This window comes from Asticcacaulis excentricus CB 48, from assembly GCF_000175215.2.
GTDB classification, from domain to species: domain Bacteria; phylum Pseudomonadota; class Alphaproteobacteria; order Caulobacterales; family Caulobacteraceae; genus Asticcacaulis; species Asticcacaulis excentricus.
The window spans coordinates 606443-629143 of sequence record NC_014817.1; the positions used below are offsets into that span (position 1 = coordinate 606443).

Genomic DNA, 22701 nt, shown 5'->3' on the forward strand with positions numbered 1-22701 from the left:
GTTGAATCAACTCCTTAAGCCAACATTTTAATCGGGTCTTCGAGAAGGCCCTTCAATGCGGTAATGTACTTGGCACCGACCGAGCCATCGACCACGCGGTGATCACATGTCAGGGTGACGGTCATGACGGTAGCGACCGCCAGTTGGCCGTTCTTGACGACCGGGCGCTGCTCACCAGCACCGACCGACAGGATGCAGCCCTGCGGTTCGTTGATGATCGAAGCGAACTGCTTGATACCGAACATGCCGAGGTTTGACACCGAGAAGGTGCCGCCCTGGAACTCTTCGGGCTTCAGCTTCATATCGCGGGCGCGCGCCGCCAGATCCTTGGTTTCCTTGGCGATCTGGGCCAGAGACTTGGTTTCGGCCTTACGGATGATCGGGGTGATCAGGCCGCCGTCGATGGCCACAGCCATGGCGATATCCGCATTGTGGTGCATCGCAATGCCTTCGGGGGTGAAGGAGGCATTGGCTTCCGGCACCTGCTTGAGCGCCAGCGCCACCGCCTTGATGACGATATCGTTCACCGAGACCTTGATGCCCTGCGATTCCAGCGCCGTATTGATCTTGGTGCGCGCCGCCAGCAGGTTGTCGAGTTCGATATCGACGGTCAGCGGGAAGTGCGGGATGTCGCGGAAGGATTCGGTCAGGCGACGGGCGATGACCTTGCGCATATTGTTGAGCGGCACGAGGTCGTAAGAACCCGGTGCAATGCCCATTTGCTCTAGGCTTTGAACCTTGCGCGGCTCAGCCGCAGCGGTGGTCGCCGCCGGGGCGGAACCGGCCTTGCCGGTGCCCGAAGCCAGAGCGGCTTCGATATCGCGCTTGATGATACGGCCGTGCGGGCCGGTGCCCTTCAGCAGCTTGAGGTCGAGCTTGTTGATCTCGGCCAGACGACGCGCCAGCGGCGAAGCCGCCACGCGCGCCCCACCCGAAACGGCCGGAGCCGCGACAGGCGCTGCGACCACGGGGGCCGGAGCCGCCGCGGGCTTCGGGGCTTCGGCGGCTTTCGGGGCCTCAGCCTTGGGTGCGGGGGCGGCAGAACCACCCTCACCCGCCAAACGGGCGATAGGGGTGTTCACCTTCACGCCTTCGGTCCCGGCTTCGATGAGGATGGCCTCTACCACGCCTTCATCGACGGCTTCGACTTCCATCGTCGCCTTGTCGGTTTCGATTTCGGCGATGACGTCACCGGCGGAGACGGTGTCCCCGACCTTGACGTGCCACTTGGCCAGAATGCCCTCTTCCATGGTGGGCGAGAGCGCCGGCATCAGAATATCGGTCATGTGTGGCCCCTCTTACTTGTACGAGACTTGCTTGACCGCCGCGATGATCTTCTCAACGCTGGGGACGGTCAGGGCTTCGAGGTTGGCGGCGTAAGGCATCGGAACGTCTTCCTGGTGCACGCGGGCGGGCGGCGCATCCAGATCGTCGAAGGCTTCGGAGGTGACGCGGGCAGCCACTTCGGCCCCGATACCGCACGGACCCCAGCCTTCTTCGACGGTGACCAGACGATTGGTCTTCTTCACCGAAGCGACGACCGTGTCGGTATCCAGCGGACGCAGGGTGCGCAGGTTAACGACTTCGGCATCGATGCCCTCTTCGGCCAGCTTCTCAGCCGCCTTGAGCGCAAACCCAACCATGCGCGAATGGGCGACGATGGTGACGTCCTTGCCCTCTTTCTGGATCTTGGCCTTGCCGATCGGCAACACGAAATCCTCAACATCCGGGATTTCGAACTCGTTGCCGTACATCATCTCGTGTTCGAGGAAGACGATGGGGTTCGGATCGCGGATGGCGGCCTTAAGAAGGCCCTTGGCATCAGCGGCGTCGTAAGGCGCAAGGACCTTCAGACCCGGAACGTTGGCGTACCACGCCGAATAGTCCTGCGAGTGTTGGGCGGCGACGCGGGCTGCGGCACCGTTCGGGCCACGGAAGACGATCGACGACTTGATCTGACCACCCGACATGTACAGCGTCTTGGCCGACGAGTTCAGGATGTGGTCAATGGCCTGCATGGCGAAGTTGAAGGTCATGAATTCGATGATCGGCTTAAGACCGGCCATGGCCGCGCCCGAACCGATACCGGCAAAGCCCATTTCGGTGATCGGCGTGTCGATAACACGGCGGTCGCCGAACTCTTCGAGCAGGCCGCGCGAGACCTTATAGGCGCCCTGATACTGAGCGACTTCCTCACCCATCAGGAACACGCGGTCGTCGCGGCGCATTTCTTCGGCCATAGCGTCACGCAGCGCATCGCGCACGGTGATCTTGACCATCGGCGTGCCTTCCGGGAATTCCGGATCAGCCGCAGGCTTCGACACAGGGGCCGCCGCCGCAACCGGGGCTGCGGTTTCAACCGTGGCCGCAGGGGCCGCTTCGGCCTTGGGCGCGGGTGCGCTTTCGCCACCGGCCAGACGCGCGATAGGCGTGTTCACCTTGACGCCTTCGGTACCGGCTTCGATCAGGATGGCCTCGACCACGCCTTCATCGACGGCTTCAACTTCCATCGTCGCCTTGTCGGTTTCGATTTCGGCGATCACCTGACCGGCGGAAACCTCGTCACCGGCCTTGATGTGCCACTTTGAAAGGGTGCCCTCTTCCATGGTCGGAGAGAGAGCGGGCATAAGAATTTCGGTCATCTGGGATCAGGCCTCAAGATAAACGTCGGTGTACAGTTCGGACGGATCGGGTTCGGGGCTGGTCTGAGCGAACTCAACGGCCTCCATGACAATCGCCTTGATTTCATTGTCGATGGCCTTGATTTCGGCCTCTTCGACACCCGCCTGCTCCAACATCGTCTTGATGTGGTCGATCGGATCGCGGGTCGTCTTGACCTCATCGACCTCTTCCTTGGAACGGTACTTGGCCGGGTCGGACATGGAGTGACCGCGATAGCGATACGTCTTCATTTCCAGAATGTACGGCCCCTTGCCCGAACGGGCATATTCGGCGGCGCGTTCAGCGGCTTCCTTCACCGCAAACACGTCCATGCCATCCACGGTTTCACCGGGGATGCCGAACGACGCACCACGCTGCGACAGGTTGGTCGTCGCCGAGGCGCGAGCCAGAGCCGTGCCCATGGCGTATTCGTTGTTTTCGATCACATAAACGACCGGCAGGTTCCACAGCTTCGCCATGTTGAAGCTTTCATAGACCTGACCCTGGTTGGCCGCGCCGTCACCGAAATAGGTGAAGGAGACATTGCCATTGTTGCGGTACCAGTCGGCAAAGGCCAGACCGGTCCCCAGCGACACCTGAGCGCCCACGATGCCGTGGCCGCCGAAGAAGCCGGTTTCGATGTCGAACATGTGCATCGAACCGCCCTTACCCTTTGACGAGCCACCGATGCGGCCGGTCAGCTCGGCCATAACGGCCTTGGGGTCCATGCCGGCGGCCAGCATGTGGCCGTGGTCGCGGTAACCGGTGATGACCTGATCGCCGTCGATAGAGGCGGCCTCCATGCCCACAGCAACGGCTTCCTGACCGATATACAGGTGGCAAAAGCCCCCGATCAGACCCATGCCGTAGAGCTGACCCGCACGCTCTTCGAAGCGGCGGATGAGAACCATCTCACGGTAATATTTCAGGAGTTCGTCTTTGGAGACATTGCGTTTGGCGGAACCCGTCGTTCCGGTGTCAGTGGCCTTGGCGGCGCGCGCCATGGAAACCTCCCTGGGGTTAATCGTGCCACTCGCGCCTTACCCGCAGGCAGAGACGTTCGCAGCCGGTCAAAAAGACGTTCGAGCGCGCACCGGCACAAGAGGGCCGGCCGCCCATAGAGGGGATGCAGTCAGTTCTGGTGATCCCGTGGGAAATATCCGGCGGCAAAGCGACCGGAATTTCAGGGCTCGTCAAAAACCGCCTGAATTCACGTCAGGACTTCTCTTAGGCAAACCCCAAGCTGACGTAAAGTCCCCCTGCGGATTCAGGAATTGCGCGCAGGGGCGATGTGATCACGGATCACGTATTCGTTAGGGGCATTGAGGCCCAGCAGAACGCGGGCGCGTTCTTCAAGCAATTCTTTGGAAAGATTATCAGTTCTCAAATAACGGGCGCGGGCCTCAAGATCCTGCCGCTCAGCGGCAAGATCAGACAGAAGTTTTTGCTTTTCGGCCAGCTCAACCTGACGGGTTTCCTGCGAGAAGAAGCCTTTATCGCCAGTCAAATACTGTACGCCGCAGTAGGTCAGAAATATAGCGATGATCGCGGTAGGCAAATAGGGCCTCAGTTTCTGAATCACGACTTTCGCCCCTTCTGGACGGACCACATTGACAGGAGGGATTTTTGTCCGTGTCGGTTTAACAAACTGTTACCGAACATGTCACTTCAACTGAAAGAATTTATCATAAAACGCGAGCGGCGCAGGACACCTGCGCCGCTCTTTTTGGCATATTTGTAAAAAATGTCCCAGCCGGTGAGAGGCCGGTTCGGGCTTTAGCTGCGGATGACGGACAGGCCGGCAAAGACGGCTTCGTCGTCGAGGATCGATTCGATACGCAGCAACTGGTTGTACTTGGCCAGCCGGTCCGAACGCGCCAGCGAGCCCGTCTTGATCTGACCACAGTTCAGCGCCACCGCCAGGTCGGCAATGGTCGAGTCTTCGGTTTCACCCGAACGGTGCGACATCACCGAGGTATAGCCCGAACGGTGCGCCATATCGACGGCGTCCATGGTTTCCGACAGGGTGCCGATCTGGTTCACCTTGACGAGGATCGAGTTGGCGAGGCCTTCGACAATGCCCGTTTCCAGACGGCTTGGGTTGGTGACGAACAGGTCGTCGCCGACCAGTTGCAAACGGTCGCCCAGACGCTCGGTCAGGAGCGCCCAGCCTTCGAAATCGTCTTCGGACATGCCGTCTTCGATCGAGCAGATCGGGAACTTGTCGGCAAGGTTGGCGAGATAATCGACCATTTCTTCGCGGCTCAGGACCTTGCCCTCGCCTTCCAGATGGTATTTTTCGTCCTTGAAGAACTCGGTGGAGGCCACGTCGAGCGCCAGCCAGTAGTCTTCACCGGCCTTGTAGCCTGCGGCGGTACCGGCATCGACGATGAATTGCAGCGCCACCTCGGCCGAGGACAAGTTCGGCGCGAAGCCACCTTCGTCACCGACATTGGTGTTGTGACCGGCCTTTTTGAGCGCCGACTTGAGGCTGTGGAAGATTTCCGCGCCCATACGCAGGGCTTCGGAGAAGGTTTCGGCGCCGGCCGGAACGATCATGAATTCCTGAATGTCGATGGGGTTGTCGGCGTGTGCGCCGCCATTGATGATGTTCATCAGCGGCACGGGCAGGACGCGGGCCGACAGGCCACCCACATACTTATAGAGCGGCAGGTTAACCGAAGCCGCCGCCGCCTTGGCCACGGCCAGAGACACGCCCAGAATGGCATTGGCCCCCAGACGGGCCTTGTTCTCGGTGCCGTCGAGATTGATCAGGATCTGGTCGATGTGGCGCTGATCGCGGGCGTCGAGGCCGCTCAGGGCTTCATAGATTTCGCCATTGACGGCATCGACCGCCTGACGCACGCCCTTGCCCAGATAGCGGCTCTTGTCGCCGTCGCGCTTTTCGACGGCTTCGTGCGCGCCGGTGGAGGCACCCGACGGCACAGCGGCGCGACCGAAAGCGCCGTCTTCGAGGGTGACATCGACCTCAACGGTCGGATTGCCGCGCGAGTCGAGGATTTCACGAGCAACGATATCAATAATGGCGGACATGGCAATCTTCCCTGAGGGGTTTGAAAAACGAGGGTTGCTTAGCAAGCGCGCCCAAGCCTGACAAGCCCGCCACGGGGGATGCGTCTCATATATTGAGTATATCGGCGGGCTTCTCGAAGACGTGATCCGGCTTTTCGCTCAGCAGGCTGTCTTCATGGGCATAGCCCCAGGTCACCGCCCCCACAGCAATGCCCACCTTGCGCGCCGCTTCGATGTCGCGCAACTCATCGCCGATAGACAGGGTTGCCTCCGGACGGGCCTTGAAGGCCTTGAGCACGCCCTTGAACTTGGCCGCCTTGCCAAAAAGCGATGAACCACACGAATACTGATCGATCAGGGCGCTCAGCTCAGCCCCCAGCACGGTGCGTACATTGTCAGCGTCGTTTGAGGTCACCACCACCACGGTCACACCGCGCGCCTTCAAATTGCGTATCACCTCAGCAATCCCGTCAAACAGCACGATTTTCTCAATCTGCTGGTTCTGTAGCCTCTGGGCGTAGGTGGCAATGGCCGGCAGTTTGAGCAGCGGCACCTTCAGGCGCTTCAGCAACTCACGCGGCCCCAGACGACGCAGTTCGTCAAGGTGCGAACGGTCCGGGTTTTCAAAACCGAAGCGTTCAGCCAGATGGTCGAACACCTCCAGGAACCACGGAAACGAATCGGCCAGCGTGCCGTCGAAATCGAAGATCACCAGACGATAGGGATAGGGGGGCATGAAAGGCCTTCCGGAATCAAAAACGCGGCACCTGAGGCGCCGCGTCTTTATATCTTCGGTCGATAAAGGCGGTTAGTCCTTTTTCGGCGTAATCACCTGACGGCCCTTGTAGATGCCGGTCTTCAGGTCGATGTGGTGCGGACGGCGCAGTTCGCCGGTGTCCTTGTCTTCCACAAACGAGTTGGCGCCGAGCGCGTGGTGCGAGCGACGCATGTTGCGCCGCGAGGGGGATACTTTCCGCTTAGGTACGGCCATGTCCGACTCTCTTTTTCAAGTGAGGCTCGATAAGCTTTTACCCAAGCCTTTCAAGCGTAGAATGATGTGTAGACCGGTTGTTCTTCCGGTCGGAAGGCGCGCCTTATGCCTCAAGAGCGCAAAAGGATCAAGGGGTCAGATGTAATAAATATTGCCACCTCCCCGGTTGCTCACCGGAATGCGCCGGTCGGGTGTATATATGGAGCACATTTCCGCCGCAATCCATTCAGATGCCATTCAGCTTGCCGGGCGCTCAGTAGCGTTATCCCATGCACAGATATTCAGGTGGCATTATGAAACCCTCGTTTTTTCAACGGCATCTGCCGCTGGCCCTGATCGGGGTCGGCCTGTTCGCTTTGGCCGCCCCTACCCTGGCTTCGGCACAAGGCTATGACGGCTATTGCTATCAGCGTAAATCCAACTCCACGGCGACGGGCGCGGTGATCGGCGCTCTGGCCGGAGCGGCCATCGGCAACGGTTCCTCGCATCGCTATGACCGGGGCGGTAATACCGTGGCCGGTGCCGCCTTAGGTGCCGTAGTGGGCGGAGCCTTAGGCAATGCCTCCGTCGATTGCCACGATGGCCGCTACTATTCCTATGAACGCAGTGGTTACTATGACCCGCCGCCCCCGCCGCCGGGTTATGGCGTCGTCTATTACGAATCGCGCCCGCGCTATGATGGCTATTATGTCTATCGCGAGCGCTATTACGGCCCGCGCTACTATCCAGCCCCGCGCAGCTATTATTACCGCGACCGCTATGACCGTTACGATCGTTATGACCGCCATGAGCGGCGCGAACGGGAATATTATCATCATCGCCGTGAGCGATGGTAAAGACAAAAGAGACGGTCCCATAAGGGACCGTCTCTTTTGTTTTGATGGTCGGGGAGACAGGATTCGAACCTGCGACCCCCTGCTCCCGAAGCAGGTGCGCTACCAGGCTGCGCCACTCCCCGACAAAGAAGGCATCCCTTTAAATAAGGGATACGCATACGCCCGAAACCGGTCGTATGCGTCTGGAGGCCGCTCTATACGGAAACGCCGGAACTCACGCAAGCCTTTGCCGTCAAAAAAATGCAGTATGTTGGGGAGAAACCGGAGGATAGCAGCGGAGAGTGGGGCTTTGAGAATCACGCAAGCTGTGACCCTTCGCGGTTCGAATCCTGGAGCAGAGACCTTAAACACATAAGGGCCGCCCCGGAGGGGCGACCCTTATGTGTTTAAATGGTCGGAGCGACAGGATTCGAACCTGCGACCCCTTGACCCCCAGTCAAGTGCGCTACCAGGCTGCGCCACGCTCCGACACCTCTTCGCAGAGGCCCCCTCTGGTAAGGAGAACGCGGCTTATAGAGAGGAATAAAGCGGCCTGCAATAGGCCACAGACGTTTTCCACCGCTCACATGCGGCCGATTAGAGGCCCTTCAGGCTGATTAGCATGGTTTTCTGAGCGTTTTCGAGGCTTTGAGCGATGGCCAGAAGGCGTGTGCGCGTCTCTTCGCTCAGGCCGCGAACGACCGGCAGGGCCGACATCTCGTCAAAATCAAACGCCGGTTCGGCACTGTCTGCCATGACTTTGCGCGGTAAGGGCGGCGCGGATACGACCTCCATCGGCGCGTCATCCGGTTCCACGTAAACATCCGCCGCCGGGATGAAGGCCGTACTGCCCCCCTGCCCGGCCGACAGCAGCGCCTTTTGTCCCTCGTCCTTGTACAGCTTCTGAACGCCGCGAATCGTATAGCCGCGGTCGTGCAGCAGCACCTTCACCCCCATCAGCAGGTCAATATCCTGCGGACGGTAGAAGCGACGCCCCCCGGCGCGCTTGGTCGGACGGATAAAGGTGAACTTGGTTTCCCAGAACCGCAGCACATGCTGGGGCACGCCCACAGCGTCAGCGGTCTCGGAAATGGTACGAAAGGCGAGAGGCCCCTTGGACACGTGTACTGGCCTTTTTTACGACTTATTCGCCGATGCCGGCATCGACGCGGGCCTTCATGATCTGCGAGGCCCGGAAGGAGATGACCTTGCGCGGATCAATGGCCGCTGGCTTGCCGGTCTTGGGGTTACGGCCCACGCGGGCGTTCTTTTCTCGGACCTGAAACACGCCAAAGCCTGACAGCTTGACCGTCTCGCCCTTTTCCAGCGAGTCAATGACCAGATCGAGGGTGCGTTCAACAAGAGCCGCACATTCCTGACGCGGCAGGCCCAGCTCATTATGCACCGCTTCGAACAGTTCGGCGCGGGTCAGGGTCGTGGCTTTCATATTAAATCCCCTCCGGAATGATCCATCAGAGAGAACCATACGCATTTTCCCGTTCACGTCAAAGGGTTGGACGCGGCTTGTCATCAAATAAATGAGATTTTCGTCTCAATATACGGTTTGCCTTACAGGCGGATCGCCGCCGCCGCCCAGGTCAGGCCGCCGCCCAGCGCTTCGATCAGCACCAGATCGCCCTTTTTGACCCGTCCGTCCTGTATCCCGGCATACCAGGCCAAAGGAATCGAGGCGGCTGAGGTGTTGGCGTGTTCGGCCACAGTCGAGATGACCTTCTCACGATCAAGCCCCAACCGGTCAGCCACACCGTCAAGGATGCGCTGATTGGCCTGATGCGGGATAAACCAGTCCACCGCCTGATGATCCAGCCCCGCCTTGTGCATAGCCGATTCGGCGGCTTCGGAGATTTTCTGCACGGCGTGTTTGAACACCTGATTGCCCTGCATGCGAATCTTGCCGACGTGTCGGCCTGAATCGAAGACCCCGCCATCCACATAAAGCAGGTCGGTCTTGGAACCATCGCATTGCAGATCAAAGCTGAGGATGCCTGTATCCTCAGCCGTGCCCTGGCCTTGGGCGGCTTCAAGCACCACGGCCCCGGCCCCGTCGCCAAACAGGATGCAGGTCGAACGGTCCGTGTAGTCGAGGATGCGGCTCATCACCTCGGCCCCGATGACCAGCGCGCATTTCGACAGGCCGCGCGCGACAAACCCATCAGCCACGCTAAGAGCATAGACGAAGCCCGAACAGACCGCCTGCACGTCGAAGGCCGCGCCGCGCGGCACGCCCAGCTTGGCCTGAACGATCGAAGCGGTGGACGGAAAGGTCATGTCCGGCGTGGTGGTGGCCACGATAATGAGGTCGATATCCTCAATCGTGCGCCCCGCGGCTTCAAGCGCGATCTTCGCCGCCTCGACGGCCAGATCGCTGGTCAACTGGTCATCGCCCGCCTTATGACGCTTGCGGATGCCAGTGCGCGCCACGATCCATTCGTCCGTGGTATCCACCATGCGGGTGAAGTCCTCGTTAGAGAGGACCGTTTCAGGCAGATAACCGCCGACGCCGGTTACCGCCGTACGTGTTACGCTCATGCTCAGGATACCTTTTCATCCGCCATCTGCGGCGTTTCAGGGGATGCAACGTGCGCCTTGCGAACGTAGGCCAGCGCCTTGCGGATGTCCGTCGCATAGGCACTGGCGGCCAACGAAATGGCGACGCTCACGGCATTGGAATAGGCCCAAGCCTCGGCCCCGCCGTGGCTTTTGACGACAATGCCGTTGAGCCCCAGAAGCGGACCGCCATTGGCCGCACCCGGATCGACCGTTTTGGCCATAGCCCGCAGCGCCGGGGCGGCGAGAAGCGCCCCCAGCTTGGACAGCAACGACGAGGTCAGCGCGTCCTTGAACAGGTTCTTGACGAACTTGGCGGTGCCTTCGGCAGTTTTCAGAGCGATATTGCCCGTAAAACCATCGGTGACGACCACGTCCACCGTGCCCTTGCCGATATCGTCGCCTTCAACAAACCCGTAATAATTGATGCCGTCCACGCCTTCGCGCAGGATACGGTGCGCCTCACGCACCTCTTCATGACCCTTGACGTCCTCAGAGCCAACATTAAGCAGTCCGACCGTGGGCTTGTCCTTGCCGCGCACGGCGCGGTGGAAGGCCGTGCCCATGACGGCAAATTCGATCAGCTGATTGGCATCGGAGGTCACATTGGCCCCGACATCGAGCACCGTCCCCATACCACCCTTGGCATTCGGCCACGAACAGGCAATCGGCGGACGCTCAAGGTCTTCGGTGATCATCTTGAGGATCATCTTCGACAGCGCCATCAGCGCGCCGGTGTTCCCTGCCGAGACGACCGCATGGGCCGCGCCGCTTTTGACCGAGGAAATGGCCATAAACAGGCTGGTTGTCCGGCGTCGCAGGGCCTGAGCCGGCTTTTCGTCCATGGCTACCGACTGATCCGTGTGGACAATGGTGGCGACGGCCTTCAATTCCGGACATTTGGCCAGTTCCGGCGCAATCAACGCCTCATCACCGTGCAGCAGAAAACGCAACCGGCCCGAACCGTCGCGCTTCAGCGCTTCTGCCGTACCCGGCACAGTCACACGAGGGCCATGATCGCCGCCCATGGCATCGATTGCGATGACAACTGTGCCCTCAGGGGCGACGCCTATGCTTCCCACAGGCGTTTCGGACGGCGAAATAGGATCAGGGGAAGACAAGGGACGCTCTAAGACCTCACAGGGGTGCCAGGGTCGCCCTTATAGACCCTCCGGCGCAAGGCCGGAAGGTGGAAATAAGACGAGTCCCCGAGGCGGCGGACGATAACGCCCCCGCCGAACTTATCAAGATGCTTTTTCAGATCGCGTACTCAGGCGTCATCGCCCTTCAGGCGCGACAGCACAGCAAAGGGCGACGGCTCCTTGGGCTGATCCGGCTCCGCGAACACGGCGCCCGGCTTACGTGCAAAGGGATCATAGGCTTCGCCAAGCGCTTCGATAACATACTGACCGACATCAATCTGACCGTTGACCGCCACGTCGGGCACATCGAGGTCTTCGACGCTCAGTTCCGTCTCTTCCTCGTTTGTCTTGCTCTTGCGCGCCTGCGCCACCACCACGACGTCGATGCACGCCGCGATCGGATGCCGGAAGGGTTCGAGCGTCACGCCGCATTCCTGCGTCACTTCCCCGCTCAGATCGACATCGACGATCACCTCATCGCTGCCCGGCAATTTGCGGCCTTTCGTCGTGACCTTTGCCGTCAGGTCGTGCAGGTCGATCATGCCGAAGTTTTCGGCAATCAGCGTGCGGCGCGCCGCATCGGCCGTCAGGGTCAGATCGAGCCCGCGAAAGGCCTCGTCAAAGCGCACAGTGTGCGTCCACAGCGGGGCATCGGCTTCGGTCATGGCTCAGTTCTCCTTGGTATTTAAACGCGTTACTTCCGGCCAGTGTACCTCACCGGCCAGCAATCTGTCTGCACGCACCTGCGTGCGGACCTCATCCATATAGGCGCTCAAACCCGCCGCCCACAGAGGGGCCTGCGGGTCCGGGGTGTCATCCGTGGCATAGACGGTGCGTAACAGGTAATCGACCTGCGCACCCTCTGCATCGTCTTCCCAGATTTCGTTCCAGCGCACCAGCCGCGTATAGACCTGCTGGCTGAGCTTTTTCATCTTTTTCGGCACGGTCAGATCGCCCACCCCCTGTTCGCGCAGCGTGTCATCCAGCGCCAGAAGCAGCGAATCGAACAGGGCCTGAGAGGTTTCGCGGTACTGTTCCTCGTCTGATTTCAGGCGGTTGATCAGCAGAACAACATGCAGCACCAGAAGCTCGAATCGCGCCCCGATCTCATCCTTTACGCCGTAATCGGTATAGAAAACGACCTGACGCGACTGCGCCACAGCCGCCGCATAGAGGGCTTCGCCGGCCACGCGCGTCGGACTGGGCTTTTTCAGACCCAGACTTTCGCCGAGCGAGCTGAGGAATTTGTCGAGCATTTACGTCCCCGTCTCCGTTTGCGTTCTTGCCAAGCCGGAATATTTATGGCCTTCATTCGGCCCCAAGATTGCACTAAACAGTCTGGCACCCAAGGTCAAACCCGAACGGAACCTGATGATCAAGCCGTCCACCCTTCTGGCTCTCGCCGCCGTTGCCGCCGCCGCTTCCACGCTCGGCGCTTGCGCCCCCAGCGTTTCGCGTCAGGGCTATCTCGCCATCGAAGCCAATCCCGCCACCGACATCAAGGTGGGTGAGGATACGCAGACCAGCGTGCGCACTAAGTTCGGCTCTCCGTCTCAGGTCGCCACCTTCGACCCCGGCGTCTGGTACTATATCACTCAAACGACCTCGAAAATGACCTACAAGCCCGCGACCCTGACGTCGCGCAGCGTCACCATCGTCGAATTCGACAAGGAGACGCAGGCGGTCAAAACCGTGAAAACCCTGTCGCTGGCCGACAGCCGTGATATAGCGCTGAACCCCAATAAGACGCCGACCCGCGGCCGTGAACTGACGGCTCTTGAGCAGATCCTCGGCAACGTCGGTCGTCAGACCCTCACCAACGAAGAAGACACCAATCCGGGCGGCCAGCGCCGCCGCGAATAGTTTTCGCTTCGTGCGAATATGAAAAACCCCTCCGGAGACGTCTCCGGAGGGGTTTTTGTTTCTCCACAGATAGACGGGATGTGAGGTCGGCCCTTTAGGGAAACCACAGATTACAAAGATTTCACAGATTATGCGTTTCAAATGAGCCGCGACCGCTTCCAGATGCTCCACAGCGCGAAGCGCCAATCTGTGAAATCTGTGTAATCTGTGGTTCTCAAAAACGACGCAAACCCCGCAATCGTATTAGAGATGCGAGCCTATCAGGGGCCATCTGTGGAAAGAGCGGCGCTCACGCGAACGCCGCCCTTCACCGATCAGGCTACATGCGCCAGCACAGCCAGCAGCAGTAACGCGACGATATTGGTGATCTTGATCATCGGATTGACCGCCGGGCCGGCCGTATCCTTATACGGATCGCCCACTGTGTCGCCGGTCACCGAGGCCTTGTGCGCTTCGGAGCCCTTGAGGTGACGAACGCCGTCCTTATCGACAAAGCCGTCCTCGAACGACTTTTTGGCATTGTCCCAGGCCCCGCCGCCTGACGTCATTGAAATGGCGACGAACAGACCCGTAACGATCACACCCAGCAGCATGGCCCCCAGCGCTTCAAAGGCCGGGACCGCACCACCTATGGCATAGACGATTCCGAACAGGACCAGAGGCGACAGGACCGGCAGCAGGGACGGCACGACCATTTCGCGGATGGCGGCCTTGGTCAGCATGTCCACGGCGCGGCCATAGTTGGGCTTGGACGTCCCGGCCATGATGCCGGAATCTTCGCGGAACTGACGTCGCACCTCTTCGACCACGGCCTGCGCCGCCTTGCCGACCGCCGTCATGCCCATGCCGCCAAACAGATAGGGCAGAAGACCACCGATCAGCAACCCGACCACCACCCACGGCGAGGACAGGGAGAAGGTCAGTTCGCCCAGCCCCTCAAAGAAGGAGCCCGGTGCCGCATTGGCTGCGAAATATTTGAGGTCAGACGTATAGGCCGCAAACAGAACCAGCGCCCCCAGACCGGCCGAACCGATGGCATAGCCCTTGGTAACGGCCTTTGTGGTATTGCCCACGGCGTCCAGCGCGTCGGTGGTGTGGCGCACCGCCTTATCGAGGCCCGCCATTTCGGCGATCCCCCCGGCATTGTCGGTGACCGGCCCGAAGGCATCCAGCGCCACGATCATCCCGGCCAAAGCCAGCATAGTGGTGGTGGCAATGGCAATGCCGTAAAGCCCGGCCAGCAGGTAACAGCCGATGATGCCACCGACGATGATCAGGGCCGGAATGGCCGTGGCCTCCATCGAAACGGCCAGACCCTGAATGACATTGGTGCCATGCCCGGTGACTGAGGCCTGCGCGATTGACACCACGGGGCGCTTGCCCGTGCCGGTATAGTATTCAGTGACAACAATGAAGCCCGCCGTCACCGCCAGCCCGATCAGGCCGCACCAGAACAGGGTCAGGCCGGTAAAGCCCGACGGCGCGCCCGAATAGGTGATGGGCGTGTCAAAGCCGATCACCAGTTCAATCACCGCCGCCAAAGCGCCGATAGACAGAACGCCGGTAACGATCAGGCCCTTATACAGGGCGTTCATAATGTGGTTGTCCTTACCCAGCTTGACGAAGAAGGTGCCGATAATCGAGGTGATAATACACGCGCCGCAGATCACCAGCGGCAGCAGCATCATCGGCCCAACCAGAGCCGTACCCGCAAAGAAGATCGCCCCCAGCACCATGGTGGCAACCGTCGTCACGGCATAGGTTTCAAACAGGTCCGCCGCCATCCCAGCACAGTCGCCGACATTGTCGCCCACATTGTCGGCAATGGTGGCCGGGTTACGCGGGTCGTCTTCGGGGATGCCCGCCTCGACCTTGCCCACCATATCGCCGCCAACATCGGCCCCTTTGGTGAAGATACCGCCCCCCAGACGCGCAAAAATCGAGATCAGAGACGCGCCAAAGCCCAGCGCCACCAGGGCGTCGATCACCGGACGGCTGGTGGCCTCAAGGCCCAGAACGTCGGTCAGTATGAAATAATAGCCCGCCACGCCCAACAATGCGCCCGATGCCACAAACAGGCCGGTCACGGCCCCGGCGCCAAAGGCGAGGTTCAGCCCCTGTTGCAGGCTGTGCGAGGCGGCTTCGGCGGTGCGTACATTAGCGCGTACCGAAATCAGCATTCCGGCAAAGCCCGCCGCCCCGGACAGGACCGCCCCGATCAGGAACCCAACCGCGGCATAGGTGCCCAGCACCAGAAAGGCCGCGATAAAGATGACCACGCCGACAATGGCAATCGTCGTATATTGCCGCTTAAGATAGGCCCCGGCCCCTTCCTGAATCGCCGCAGCGATTTCCTGCATCCGGGCATTGCCCTGTGGTTTTTTAAGCAGACTGAGGGTCTGAACGACCCCATACACCAAACCTAACACGCCAGCCGCTATGACCAGCCCTATCCATGACGTCATACCAAACCCCTGTCGTTATGTTGTGGCACACCGGGTGGCGTGCGTACCGGGCAGGCACGTCCATACCCCTCCCGGCAAGGTCAGGAGAGTGCCGCAACTTTCAGACAGGTGCAAGTTAGGTAATTGCGAAAGTAATCGCCGCAAAATGTCGCACATTTATTGCGCCGCAACCGGTATTCAGAGTTCACGAACCCGTGAAAACTTGCCGGATCAGCGGTGGCGACACACCGTCAGTTCATCAACTTCTTGGGGTTTTGCGCCAGTATTTCCAAGGTATCGATATTGCCCGCCCCGGCGATCTTGGTGAACTCCGGGATCATCACCTTTTTGAATCGCGCCTCGTCCAGCGTGTCGCGCTTGTTCGGCAGCGCGAAACTTTGCTTGTGCGCTGCACGGATCAGGAGGTCACGGAAATAGGGTTCCTTGAGTCGCAGCGCATTGACATCGGCCTTGGCTGTCAGGTTGATACGCAGCGTCACGAAGAGGTAGTTGATAACACGGCCATTCTCGGTGACCGGCAAGGCCACGGGGGCCAGCTTGACATAGGGCTCACCGCCCTCCTTCTTGGCTTCGGAAGCCAGTGAAGGCATGGCAAAGGCGCACAAGAGTGTGCTGAGCAAGAGGCGTCGGGTCTGGGTCATAGCCAGAGTGTAGGTGAAAACGGTTTAGAAGCCGTTTAGGGAAGCCTCAGACGTGGACCCAGCCCTTGTCCTCGATCTCGATGACCTTGCCGCCGCTGATGACCGAAACCTCGCCGGTTCCGGCTTCGCAATGGCCGATTTCATGGAGACCGGCGGCTTTCAGGGCCTCGGCTCCGGCAGCATTCGCCGTGCATAGGATCTGGTAATCGTCGCCGCCGGTGATCAGGTCGGTCACATCGGCCCCCAACGCAATGGCAGCGCGCGCCGCCGCCGAGGTCGGCACGCGGTCGAGGTCGATCACAAGGGTCACCTCAGAGGCTCTGGCCATGTGTAAAGCATCGGCGATCAGACCGTCGGACACGTCCATCGACGCGTGGGCATGGTCGAGCACCACTTCGGCCAGATCGTCGCGCGGTTGAGGCAGGCGATAGGCCTGCACCAGATGCGCCTTGTGCGCCTCAGACAACTCATCGAACTCTCCGCGCAGCACGCGCAGGCCCAGATGGGCGTCACCGATAAAGCCGCCGACCAGCAGACGGTCCCCTACCCGCGCGCCGGCGCGCGACAGGGCGCGGCCTACGGGCGCATGACCAAAGGCGGTAATGCTGAGCAGCAAAGGTCCTTCGGTCGAAACCGTATCGCCGCCGAACAGGTCGAAATCAAATTCATCCTGATCGATGCGCAGGCCCGCCGCAAAGGCCGCCTTGCCCTCATAGGCCATGCCCTTGGGCCAGGCGGTCAGGAGCTGATAGCCATAGGGGTCGGCCCCCTTGGCCACGAGGTCGGAAATATTGACCCGCAACAGCTTGCGCGCCACCTGATCGAGCGGATCGGTCGAAAGGAAGTGCACCCCTTCGACCATGGCATCGGTGGTGACCACAAGGTCATAGCCTTCGCGCGCCCCCAGCACCGCCACATCGTCGATCAGACCACGCGCTTCGGCATTCAGTCCGGCCAGAGGCTTGAACAACCGGTCGATGACGCTGAATTCGCTGTTGTCGCCGGTCATGAAAGGCTTACCTCGCGTCCTTGGCGATACCGTCCAGAGCGCCGTTGACGAACCGCGCCTCTTCATTGCCGAAGAAGGCCTTGGCGATCTCGACATATTCGTTGATTACCACCTCTACGGCGACATCGGGGCGGAATTTCAGCTCCCACGCCCCGGCGCGCAGGATGGCGCGCAGCGTGGTGTCGATCCGGTCGAGACGCCAGTTAGAGGCCAGACGCTCTGCAATCAGCACGTCAATCTCGGCCTGAGCCTTGACGATGGTGCGCAGACCATCAGCGAAAAAGGCCTCATCCGCCGTGCCTAAACGCTGCTCCTCGCCGCACTCGCCTTCGATGTTCCCATCAAAGCGGAAATCAGCAAATTCACGGATGACCGACTCGACGCCCGTCCCGGCAATTTCCATCTGATAGAGGGCCTGCACCAGCACCAGACGCGCCACCGTGCGGGCGCGCTTTTCCTTCAGCGACAGGCGTCCGGACTCAGCGGCCTCATTGGCGTTCAGTTGCTCAATGACCGATTTCAGGCTCAGCGGATCAACCATGATTGCCTCCGCGCAGGGCCTTTTTCAGGGCGATCATGTCGAGCGCCACCTTGGCTACCGTGCCGCCCTTGTCGCCTTCCGAACGGCGGGCGCGGGCCCAGGCCTGATCCTCGTCCTCGACGGTCAGGATGCCATAGCCAATGCACAGCAGTTGCTTCAGCGTCAGGTCCATCAGGCCGCGTGCCGATTCCTCGCACACATAGTCGTAGTGGGTCGTCTCACCACGGATGACGCAACCCAGCGCGACATAGCCGTCATATTTGCGCCCGGCGGGGCCTTGCGATGCGTCTTCGGCCATAGCGATGGCGCCCGGCACCTCAAACGCCCCCGGCACGGTGATCACGTCATATTCCGCGCCATAGGCTTCCAGCGCCGCCTTGGCGCCGGCCAGAAGCTCATCGGAAATGTCCTCATAAAAACGGCTTTCGACGATGAGGATGCGCAGGGGGGTATCAATGGTCAAGAGTTCAATCCTTGAGGACAGGTTCTGTCCGTACTTACTTACAAATCCGGAACATAAAAAGCCAAATCTGACGACGGCGTGTGTTTAGCTTAGCGGTTTCCAGTCAATAATCTGAAGCCCGTAACCTTCCAGCGCTGCCGGTTTAGGTTTGGAATCCGACAGGGCGATCATGTCGCGCACCCCCAGATCGAGCAAAATCTGCGCCCCGACGCCATAGTCGCGCAGGCCGCGCGGCTGAGGCACGCCCGCTTCATCAGCAGAAAAGCGGTTGGAGATCACCTTGGGGTCGAGGTCGCGCAGCATGACCATAACCGCCGGGCCGTCATAGGCCGCCAGCGCCTTCATCGCCTGCTCGACCAGACCGGCACGACCGTCCGAGGCCCCCAGCACGTCGGCGGCCACATCAAGCTGATGCATCCGCACCAGGGTCGCCTTGTTCGGCACCGGCTGATGCTTAACCAGCGCGATATGTTCGCTCTGATCGAGGCGATTGCGATAGACGAACAGGCGGAACTGACCGCCCCACTGGCTTTCGAACGGCTTTTCCAGCACACGATCAACGAAACGCTCCGTGCGCCGGCGATAGGCGATCAGGTCGGCAATGGTGCCGATCTTCACGCCATGCGTCTGCGCGAATTTGATCAGGTCAGGTAACCGCGCCATGGTCCCGTCGTCGTTCATCACCTCGCAGATGACGCCCGCCGGATAAAGACCCGCCATGCGCGAAATATCGACCACTGCTTCTGTATGGCCGGTACGAACCAGCACACCGCCATCCCGCGCCACCAGCGGGAAGACGTGACCGGGGCTGACGATATCGTCATAGCCCTTGGTCTGGTCGATGGCCACGGCGATGGTGCGGGCACGGTCGTGGGCCGAAATGCCGGTGGTGATGCCATCCTTGGCCTCAATGGCTACCGTGAAGGCCGTGCCATTGCGCGCGCCGTTTTCAGCGGCCATCGGCGGCAAACGCAACTGACGCGCCCGCTCACCCGTAATGGCCAGACAGATCAGACCACGCCCGAAACGCGCCATGAAGTTGACCACGTCCGGCGTCGCCATCTGAGCCGGAATGCAGATGTCGCCCTCGTTTTCGCGGTCCTCGGCATCAACAAGGATATAGGGGCGGCCATTGCGGGCGTCCTCCAGAATATCCTCGATGGTCGAGATTGGGCTCTCGGAGCTGACCGGATTGAGGTCGGTGGCGATACGGTTGAAGGTCATGGGTATCTCTTACAACTACGCCCCTCACAGGAGCGCATGAACAGGGTGCGCGAAGTTTAGACTGTCTCACGCCAGCGCGCGGCATAGCGTGCCATCAGGTCGATCTCAAGGTTTAACTTGTCGCCCACCTTGCGGTCACTGAGGGTGGTGTGCGTCCAAGTATGCGGGATGATGGCCACGCCGAACACATCGTCTTCGACCTCATTGACCGTGAGCGAGATACCATCCAGCGCAATTGAGCCCTTGTGCGCGATGTAACGATGCAGCGGGCGCGGCACGCGCACCTTCAGACGGTAGGCGTCACCGTCTTCGGTGAGAGCGATCAGTTCCCCTACCCCATCGACGTGACCCGACACGATATGACCGCCCAGTTCATCGCCAACCTTCAGCGCCCGCTCAAGGTTCACGCGGTCGCCAACGCGCCAGTTATCAAGCGTCGTAACGGCCAGAGTCTCGTTCGACAAATCTAGCGTGTAGCGGTCGCCACGCTTTTCCACCACGGTCAGGCAGCAACCGGAATGAGCGACGGAGGCCCCAATATCGACGGTCGAAAGGTCATAGGCGGTCTGTACCTCAAAGCGCGCCCCCCCCTCGTGACGGTCAATGGCGGTCAGGGTGCCTATATCGGTGATGATGCCTGTAAACATGATACGTCCTTACTCGCCTCACGCCGTTAAACGGAGAAGGCTCTACTCCAACTCGTAGCTTTCCCACAAATCGTCGCCCACCGCTTGAACGCCCACGCGGGTGAAACGGATCACCCGGTTGATGTCGGCTATGTCGAGAAAACCGATCACGGCGCGACCGTCTCCGCCCAATATAGTGGGCGCGCGGAACCATTCCAGTCGGTCCACCGCACCCAGCTTGACAAAGGCCGTGGCGATCTGACCGCCGCCTTCGACAAACAGGCGGTCGATCCCGGCCTCATTGAGCGCTTCTAGAGCCGCGATCAGGTCTACGCGCTGATGCCGTGAAGCAACCTTTAGCGGGCGCACACCCAGCGAGACCAGCTCCGGATTAAGGTCGTGCGTCGTCACCACGTAGGTCGGGATGACGCGCGCTGTCTGCACCAGCTTGGAATGCAACGGGATGCGCCCGCGCGTATCCAGAACAACGCGCGCTGGCTGATAGCCCTCATAGCCCTGCAAACGCACGGTCAGTTCGGGATCGTCTTTCAGGACGGTTTCGATGCCGACCAGCACCGCATCATGGGAGGCCCGCAGTTCATGCACGGCGCGGCGGGCGGGCTCACCGGTGATCCAGCGACTTTCGCCCGTATGGGTGGCGATGCGCCCGTCGAGGGTGGTGGCCAGTTTGAGCGTGACGAACGGACGGATCATATTGCGCCGGTTTCACGCATCATCGGTGGCAGAAAGGTCCTGCTCGCCCAGCCCCTGACGGATAGGCGACGGGTCCTTCGGGTCGGGATTGCCGGCCGGAGCGGGCGTGAGCGGGACGTCTATACCGTCACTGTCAAAGCCTTCTGCCCCCAGAAACTTCGCGAAATCAGAGGTCTCCTGAAAGTCCCGATAGACCGAGGCATAGCGCACATAGGCTACGGAATCGAGCGAGCGCAGAGCCTTCATGATCAGTTCGCCGACCACTTCGGAACCGATTTCGGTCTCCCCAAGGCTTTCGAGCTGACGCACAATGCCCGACACCATGCGGTCGATGCGCTCCGGGTCGATTTGACGCTTGCGTGTTGCAAGCGAAATCGATCGCTCCAGCTTTTCACGGTCGAACGGCGTGCGGCGGCCCGACCGCTTGACGATAATCAGTTCGCGCAACTGCACCCGTTCAAAGGTAGTGAAGCGCCCGCCGCATTCGCTGCACGAGCGACGACGACGAATGGCTGCCCCATCCTCCGAAGGACGGGAGTCCTTGACCTGGGTTTCCGGATTTCCGCAGAAGGGGCAGCGCATGACCGCTCCTTAGCCGTAGATAGGGAAGCGCTGGGTCAGGGTCTTAACCTGCTCTCGCACCTTCACCGTCACGGCCTCATCCGGCGCGCCGGAGTTGGACGCCATGCCATCGACCACATCGGCGATCAGGTTGCCGATCAGGCGGAACTCTTCTTCGCGGAAGCCGCGGGTCGTGCCCGCCGGGGTGCCCAGACGCACGCCGGAGGTAATGGTGAAGGGCTGTGGATCGAACGGGATACCGTTTTTGTTGCAGGTGATGAAGGCCTCTTCCAGCGCGTGCTCGGTCGCCTTGCCGGTCTGGCCCTTGGGGCGCAGATCGACGGACATCACGTGGCTGTCGGTGCCGCCGGAAACGACGCCCAGACCGCGCACCATCAGGGTTTCGGCCAGCACGCGGGCATTGGCCACGACCTGCGCCGCATAGGCCTTGAATTCCGGTTGCAGCGCCTCACCAAAGGCCACGGCCTTGGCGGCGATAACGTGCATCAGCGGGCCACCCTGAAGGCCGGGGAAGACCGAAGAATTGATCTTCTTACCCAGCGCTTCGTCGTTGGACAGGATCAGGCCGCCGCGCGGACCGCGCAGGGTCTTGTGCGTGGTGGTGGTGATGACGTGGGCGTGCGGCAGCGGGTCCGGATAGGCGCCGCCCGCGACCAGACCGGCATAGTGAGCCATATCGACAAACAGGTAGGCCCCGACGCTGTCGGCAATCTGACGGAAGCGGGCGAAGTCGATGTGGCGGCTGTAGTTGGAGGCCCCGGCGATGATCAGCTTCGGCTGATGTTCCTTGGCCAGCGCTTCGACCTGATCATAGTCGATCAGGTGGTTGTCTTCGCGCACGCCATAGGGGACGACCTTGAACCACTTGCCCGACTGGTTGGCAGGCGAACCGTGCGTCAGGTGACCGCCACAGGCCAGATCCATACCCATATAGGTGTCGCCCGGTTGCAGCAGCGAGAAGAAGACCGCCTGATTGGCATTGGCCCCGGAATGCGGCTGCACATTGGCAAAAGCACAGTTGAACAGTTGCTTGGCGCGCTCGATGGCCAGCTTTTCGACTTCGTCGGCATATTCGCACCCGCCATAGTAGCGGCGGCCCGGATAGCCTTCGGCGTATTTATTGGTCAGGACCGAACCCTGCGCCTCCAGCACGGCCTTGGAGACGATGTTTTCCGAAGCGATCAGCTCGATCTGGTCCTGCTGACGGGTCAGTTCGCCCTTGATCGCCGCCAGAACGGCCGGGTCGGCATGGGCCAGGTCGCTGTTGAAATAGCCTTGCGGGATGAAGGAAGCGGGAGCGTTCACGAGCTTTATCCTGTCGTCTGGAGGAAGGTCGGCACTATATATAGCGCATCGTCCGAAA

Annotated in this window: 24 protein-coding genes, 2 tRNA genes and 1 pseudogene; 2 read left to right on the forward strand and 25 right to left on the reverse strand. The window is 60.6% G+C overall.

The genetic code is table 11. The features are described 5' to 3' along the window. Positions 1–14 precede the first annotated feature (14 nt). The 7 genes from ASTEX_RS14500 to rpmF form a co-directional block, all read right to left on the reverse strand. A complete protein-coding gene (locus ASTEX_RS14500; RefSeq protein WP_013480380.1) occupies positions 15–1286 on the reverse strand; it encodes a pyruvate dehydrogenase complex dihydrolipoamide acetyltransferase in 1272 nt (423 codons plus the stop codon). Between the two features lie 12 nt (positions 1287–1298). After that, positions 1299–2642 carry a pyruvate dehydrogenase complex E1 component subunit beta gene (locus tag ASTEX_RS14505; RefSeq protein WP_013480381.1) on the reverse strand — a complete coding sequence of 448 codons (1344 nt, stop codon included), beginning with the start codon at positions 2640–2642 and terminating at the stop codon, positions 1299–1301. 6 nt (positions 2643–2648) lie between these two features. Continuing rightward, positions 2649–3665 (reverse strand): pyruvate dehydrogenase (acetyl-transferring) E1 component subunit alpha, encoded by a 1017-nt coding sequence (gene pdhA, locus ASTEX_RS14510; RefSeq protein WP_013480382.1) that lies wholly within the window; start codon positions 3663–3665, stop codon positions 2649–2651. A gap of 263 nt (positions 3666–3928) precedes the next feature. Beyond that, a complete protein-coding gene (locus ASTEX_RS14515) occupies positions 3929–4243 on the reverse strand; it encodes an FtsB family cell division protein (RefSeq protein WP_013480383.1) in 315 nt (104 codons plus the stop codon). A 194-nt stretch (positions 4244–4437) separates the two neighbouring features. Continuing rightward, entirely contained in the window at positions 4438–5715 is a 1278-nt protein-coding gene (gene eno, locus ASTEX_RS14520; protein WP_013480384.1) for a phosphopyruvate hydratase, read from the reverse strand. 85 nt (positions 5716–5800) lie between these two features. Then, entirely contained in the window at positions 5801–6430 is a 630-nt protein-coding gene (locus ASTEX_RS14525) for an HAD hydrolase-like protein (protein WP_013480385.1), read from the reverse strand. Positions 6431–6502: 72 nt separating this feature from the next. Beyond that, entirely contained in the window at positions 6503–6685 is a 183-nt protein-coding gene (rpmF, locus tag ASTEX_RS14530) for a 50S ribosomal protein L32 (protein ID WP_013480386.1), read from the reverse strand. A 293-nt stretch (positions 6686–6978) separates the two neighbouring features. Here rpmF and ASTEX_RS14535 point away from each other — a divergent pair, with 293 nt between their 5' ends. Further along, entirely contained in the window at positions 6979–7521 is a 543-nt protein-coding gene (locus ASTEX_RS14535; RefSeq protein ID WP_013480387.1) for a glycine zipper domain-containing protein, read from the forward strand. A gap of 45 nt (positions 7522–7566) precedes the next feature. Here ASTEX_RS14535 and ASTEX_RS14540 read toward each other — a convergent pair. From ASTEX_RS14540 to ASTEX_RS14575, 8 genes are all read right to left on the reverse strand, one after another. Continuing rightward, a tRNA-Pro gene (locus ASTEX_RS14540) sits at positions 7567–7643 on the reverse strand. A 269-nt stretch (positions 7644–7912) separates the two neighbouring features. Then, a tRNA-Pro gene (locus tag ASTEX_RS14545) sits at positions 7913–7989 on the reverse strand. Positions 7990–8097: 108 nt separating this feature from the next. Further along, on the reverse strand, positions 8098–8622 hold the full coding sequence (locus ASTEX_RS21140) for a MerR family transcriptional regulator (RefSeq protein WP_013480388.1): 525 nt from the start codon (positions 8620–8622) through the stop codon (positions 8098–8100). A gap of 22 nt (positions 8623–8644) precedes the next feature. Next, positions 8645–8947, reverse strand: coding sequence for an integration host factor subunit alpha (locus ASTEX_RS14555; protein ID WP_013480389.1), 303 nt, complete (start codon positions 8945–8947; stop codon positions 8645–8647). A gap of 122 nt (positions 8948–9069) precedes the next feature. Beyond that, on the reverse strand, positions 9070–10050 hold the full coding sequence (locus ASTEX_RS14560; RefSeq protein WP_013480390.1) for a beta-ketoacyl-ACP synthase III: 981 nt from the start codon (positions 10048–10050) through the stop codon (positions 9070–9072). Between the two features lie 2 nt (positions 10051–10052). Continuing rightward, complete coding sequence (gene plsX / locus ASTEX_RS14565) at positions 10053–11141, reverse strand: phosphate acyltransferase PlsX (protein ID WP_280959874.1); 1089 nt, start codon at positions 11139–11141, stop codon at positions 10053–10055. A gap of 197 nt (positions 11142–11338) precedes the next feature. Next, positions 11339–11875: a YceD family protein gene (locus ASTEX_RS14570; RefSeq protein ID WP_013480392.1), complete on the reverse strand. Its 537-nt coding sequence runs from the start codon at positions 11873–11875 to the stop codon at positions 11339–11341. Between the two features lie 3 nt (positions 11876–11878). Continuing rightward, a complete protein-coding gene (locus ASTEX_RS14575) occupies positions 11879–12466 on the reverse strand; it encodes a ubiquinol-cytochrome C chaperone family protein (RefSeq protein ID WP_013480393.1) in 588 nt (195 codons plus the stop codon). A gap of 115 nt (positions 12467–12581) precedes the next feature. Here ASTEX_RS14575 and ASTEX_RS14580 point away from each other — a divergent pair, with 115 nt between their 5' ends. Then, the gene (locus ASTEX_RS14580; protein WP_013480394.1) at positions 12582–13073 is read left to right on the forward strand and encodes an outer membrane protein assembly factor BamE; all 492 of its coding nucleotides are present in this window, start codon (positions 12582–12584) and stop codon (positions 13071–13073) included. Positions 13074–13387: 314 nt separating this feature from the next. On the opposite strand, the gene ASTEX_RS14585 is transcribed toward ASTEX_RS14580, so the two are convergent. The 10 genes and pseudogenes from ASTEX_RS14585 to glyA form a co-directional block, all read right to left on the reverse strand. Continuing rightward, positions 13388–15538 (reverse strand): sodium-translocating pyrophosphatase, encoded by a 2151-nt coding sequence (locus ASTEX_RS14585; RefSeq protein ID WP_013480395.1) that lies wholly within the window; start codon positions 15536–15538, stop codon positions 13388–13390. A gap of 230 nt (positions 15539–15768) precedes the next feature. Next, positions 15769–16179: a hypothetical protein gene (locus ASTEX_RS19450; protein WP_013480396.1), complete on the reverse strand. Its 411-nt coding sequence runs from the start codon at positions 16177–16179 to the stop codon at positions 15769–15771. 46 nt (positions 16180–16225) lie between these two features. Then, positions 16226–17188 (reverse strand): thiamine-phosphate kinase, encoded by a 963-nt coding sequence (gene thiL / locus ASTEX_RS14595; RefSeq protein ID WP_013480397.1) that lies wholly within the window; start codon positions 17186–17188, stop codon positions 16226–16228. A gap of 7 nt (positions 17189–17195) precedes the next feature. After that, positions 17196–17729 carry a transcription antitermination factor NusB gene (nusB, locus tag ASTEX_RS14600; RefSeq protein ID WP_013480398.1) on the reverse strand — a complete coding sequence of 178 codons (534 nt, stop codon included), beginning with the start codon at positions 17727–17729 and terminating at the stop codon, positions 17196–17198. Next, positions 17722–18192: a 6,7-dimethyl-8-ribityllumazine synthase gene (locus ASTEX_RS14605; RefSeq protein WP_013480399.1), complete on the reverse strand. Its 471-nt coding sequence runs from the start codon at positions 18190–18192 to the stop codon at positions 17722–17724. Before ASTEX_RS14605 ends, nusB begins: the two co-directional genes overlap by 8 nt. An 84-nt stretch (positions 18193–18276) precedes the next feature. Continuing rightward, on the reverse strand, positions 18277–19416 hold the full coding sequence (gene ribB, locus ASTEX_RS14610; protein WP_013480400.1) for a 3,4-dihydroxy-2-butanone-4-phosphate synthase: 1140 nt from the start codon (positions 19414–19416) through the stop codon (positions 18277–18279). A 56-nt stretch (positions 19417–19472) separates the two neighbouring features. Further along, positions 19473–20063: a riboflavin synthase gene (locus ASTEX_RS14615; RefSeq protein WP_013480401.1), complete on the reverse strand. Its 591-nt coding sequence runs from the start codon at positions 20061–20063 to the stop codon at positions 19473–19475. Between the two features lie 42 nt (positions 20064–20105). Beyond that, a complete protein-coding gene (locus tag ASTEX_RS14620; RefSeq protein ID WP_013480402.1) occupies positions 20106–20756 on the reverse strand; it encodes a RibD family protein in 651 nt (216 codons plus the stop codon). 123 nt (positions 20757–20879) lie between these two features. Continuing rightward, positions 20880–21338 (reverse strand): annotated as a pseudogene (gene nrdR, locus ASTEX_RS14625) (transcriptional regulator NrdR); the annotation flags it as partial. Positions 21339–21347: 9 nt separating this feature from the next. Further along, on the reverse strand, positions 21348–22643 hold the full coding sequence (gene glyA / locus ASTEX_RS14630; protein ID WP_013480404.1) for a serine hydroxymethyltransferase: 1296 nt from the start codon (positions 22641–22643) through the stop codon (positions 21348–21350). Positions 22644–22701: the final 58 nt, after the last annotated feature.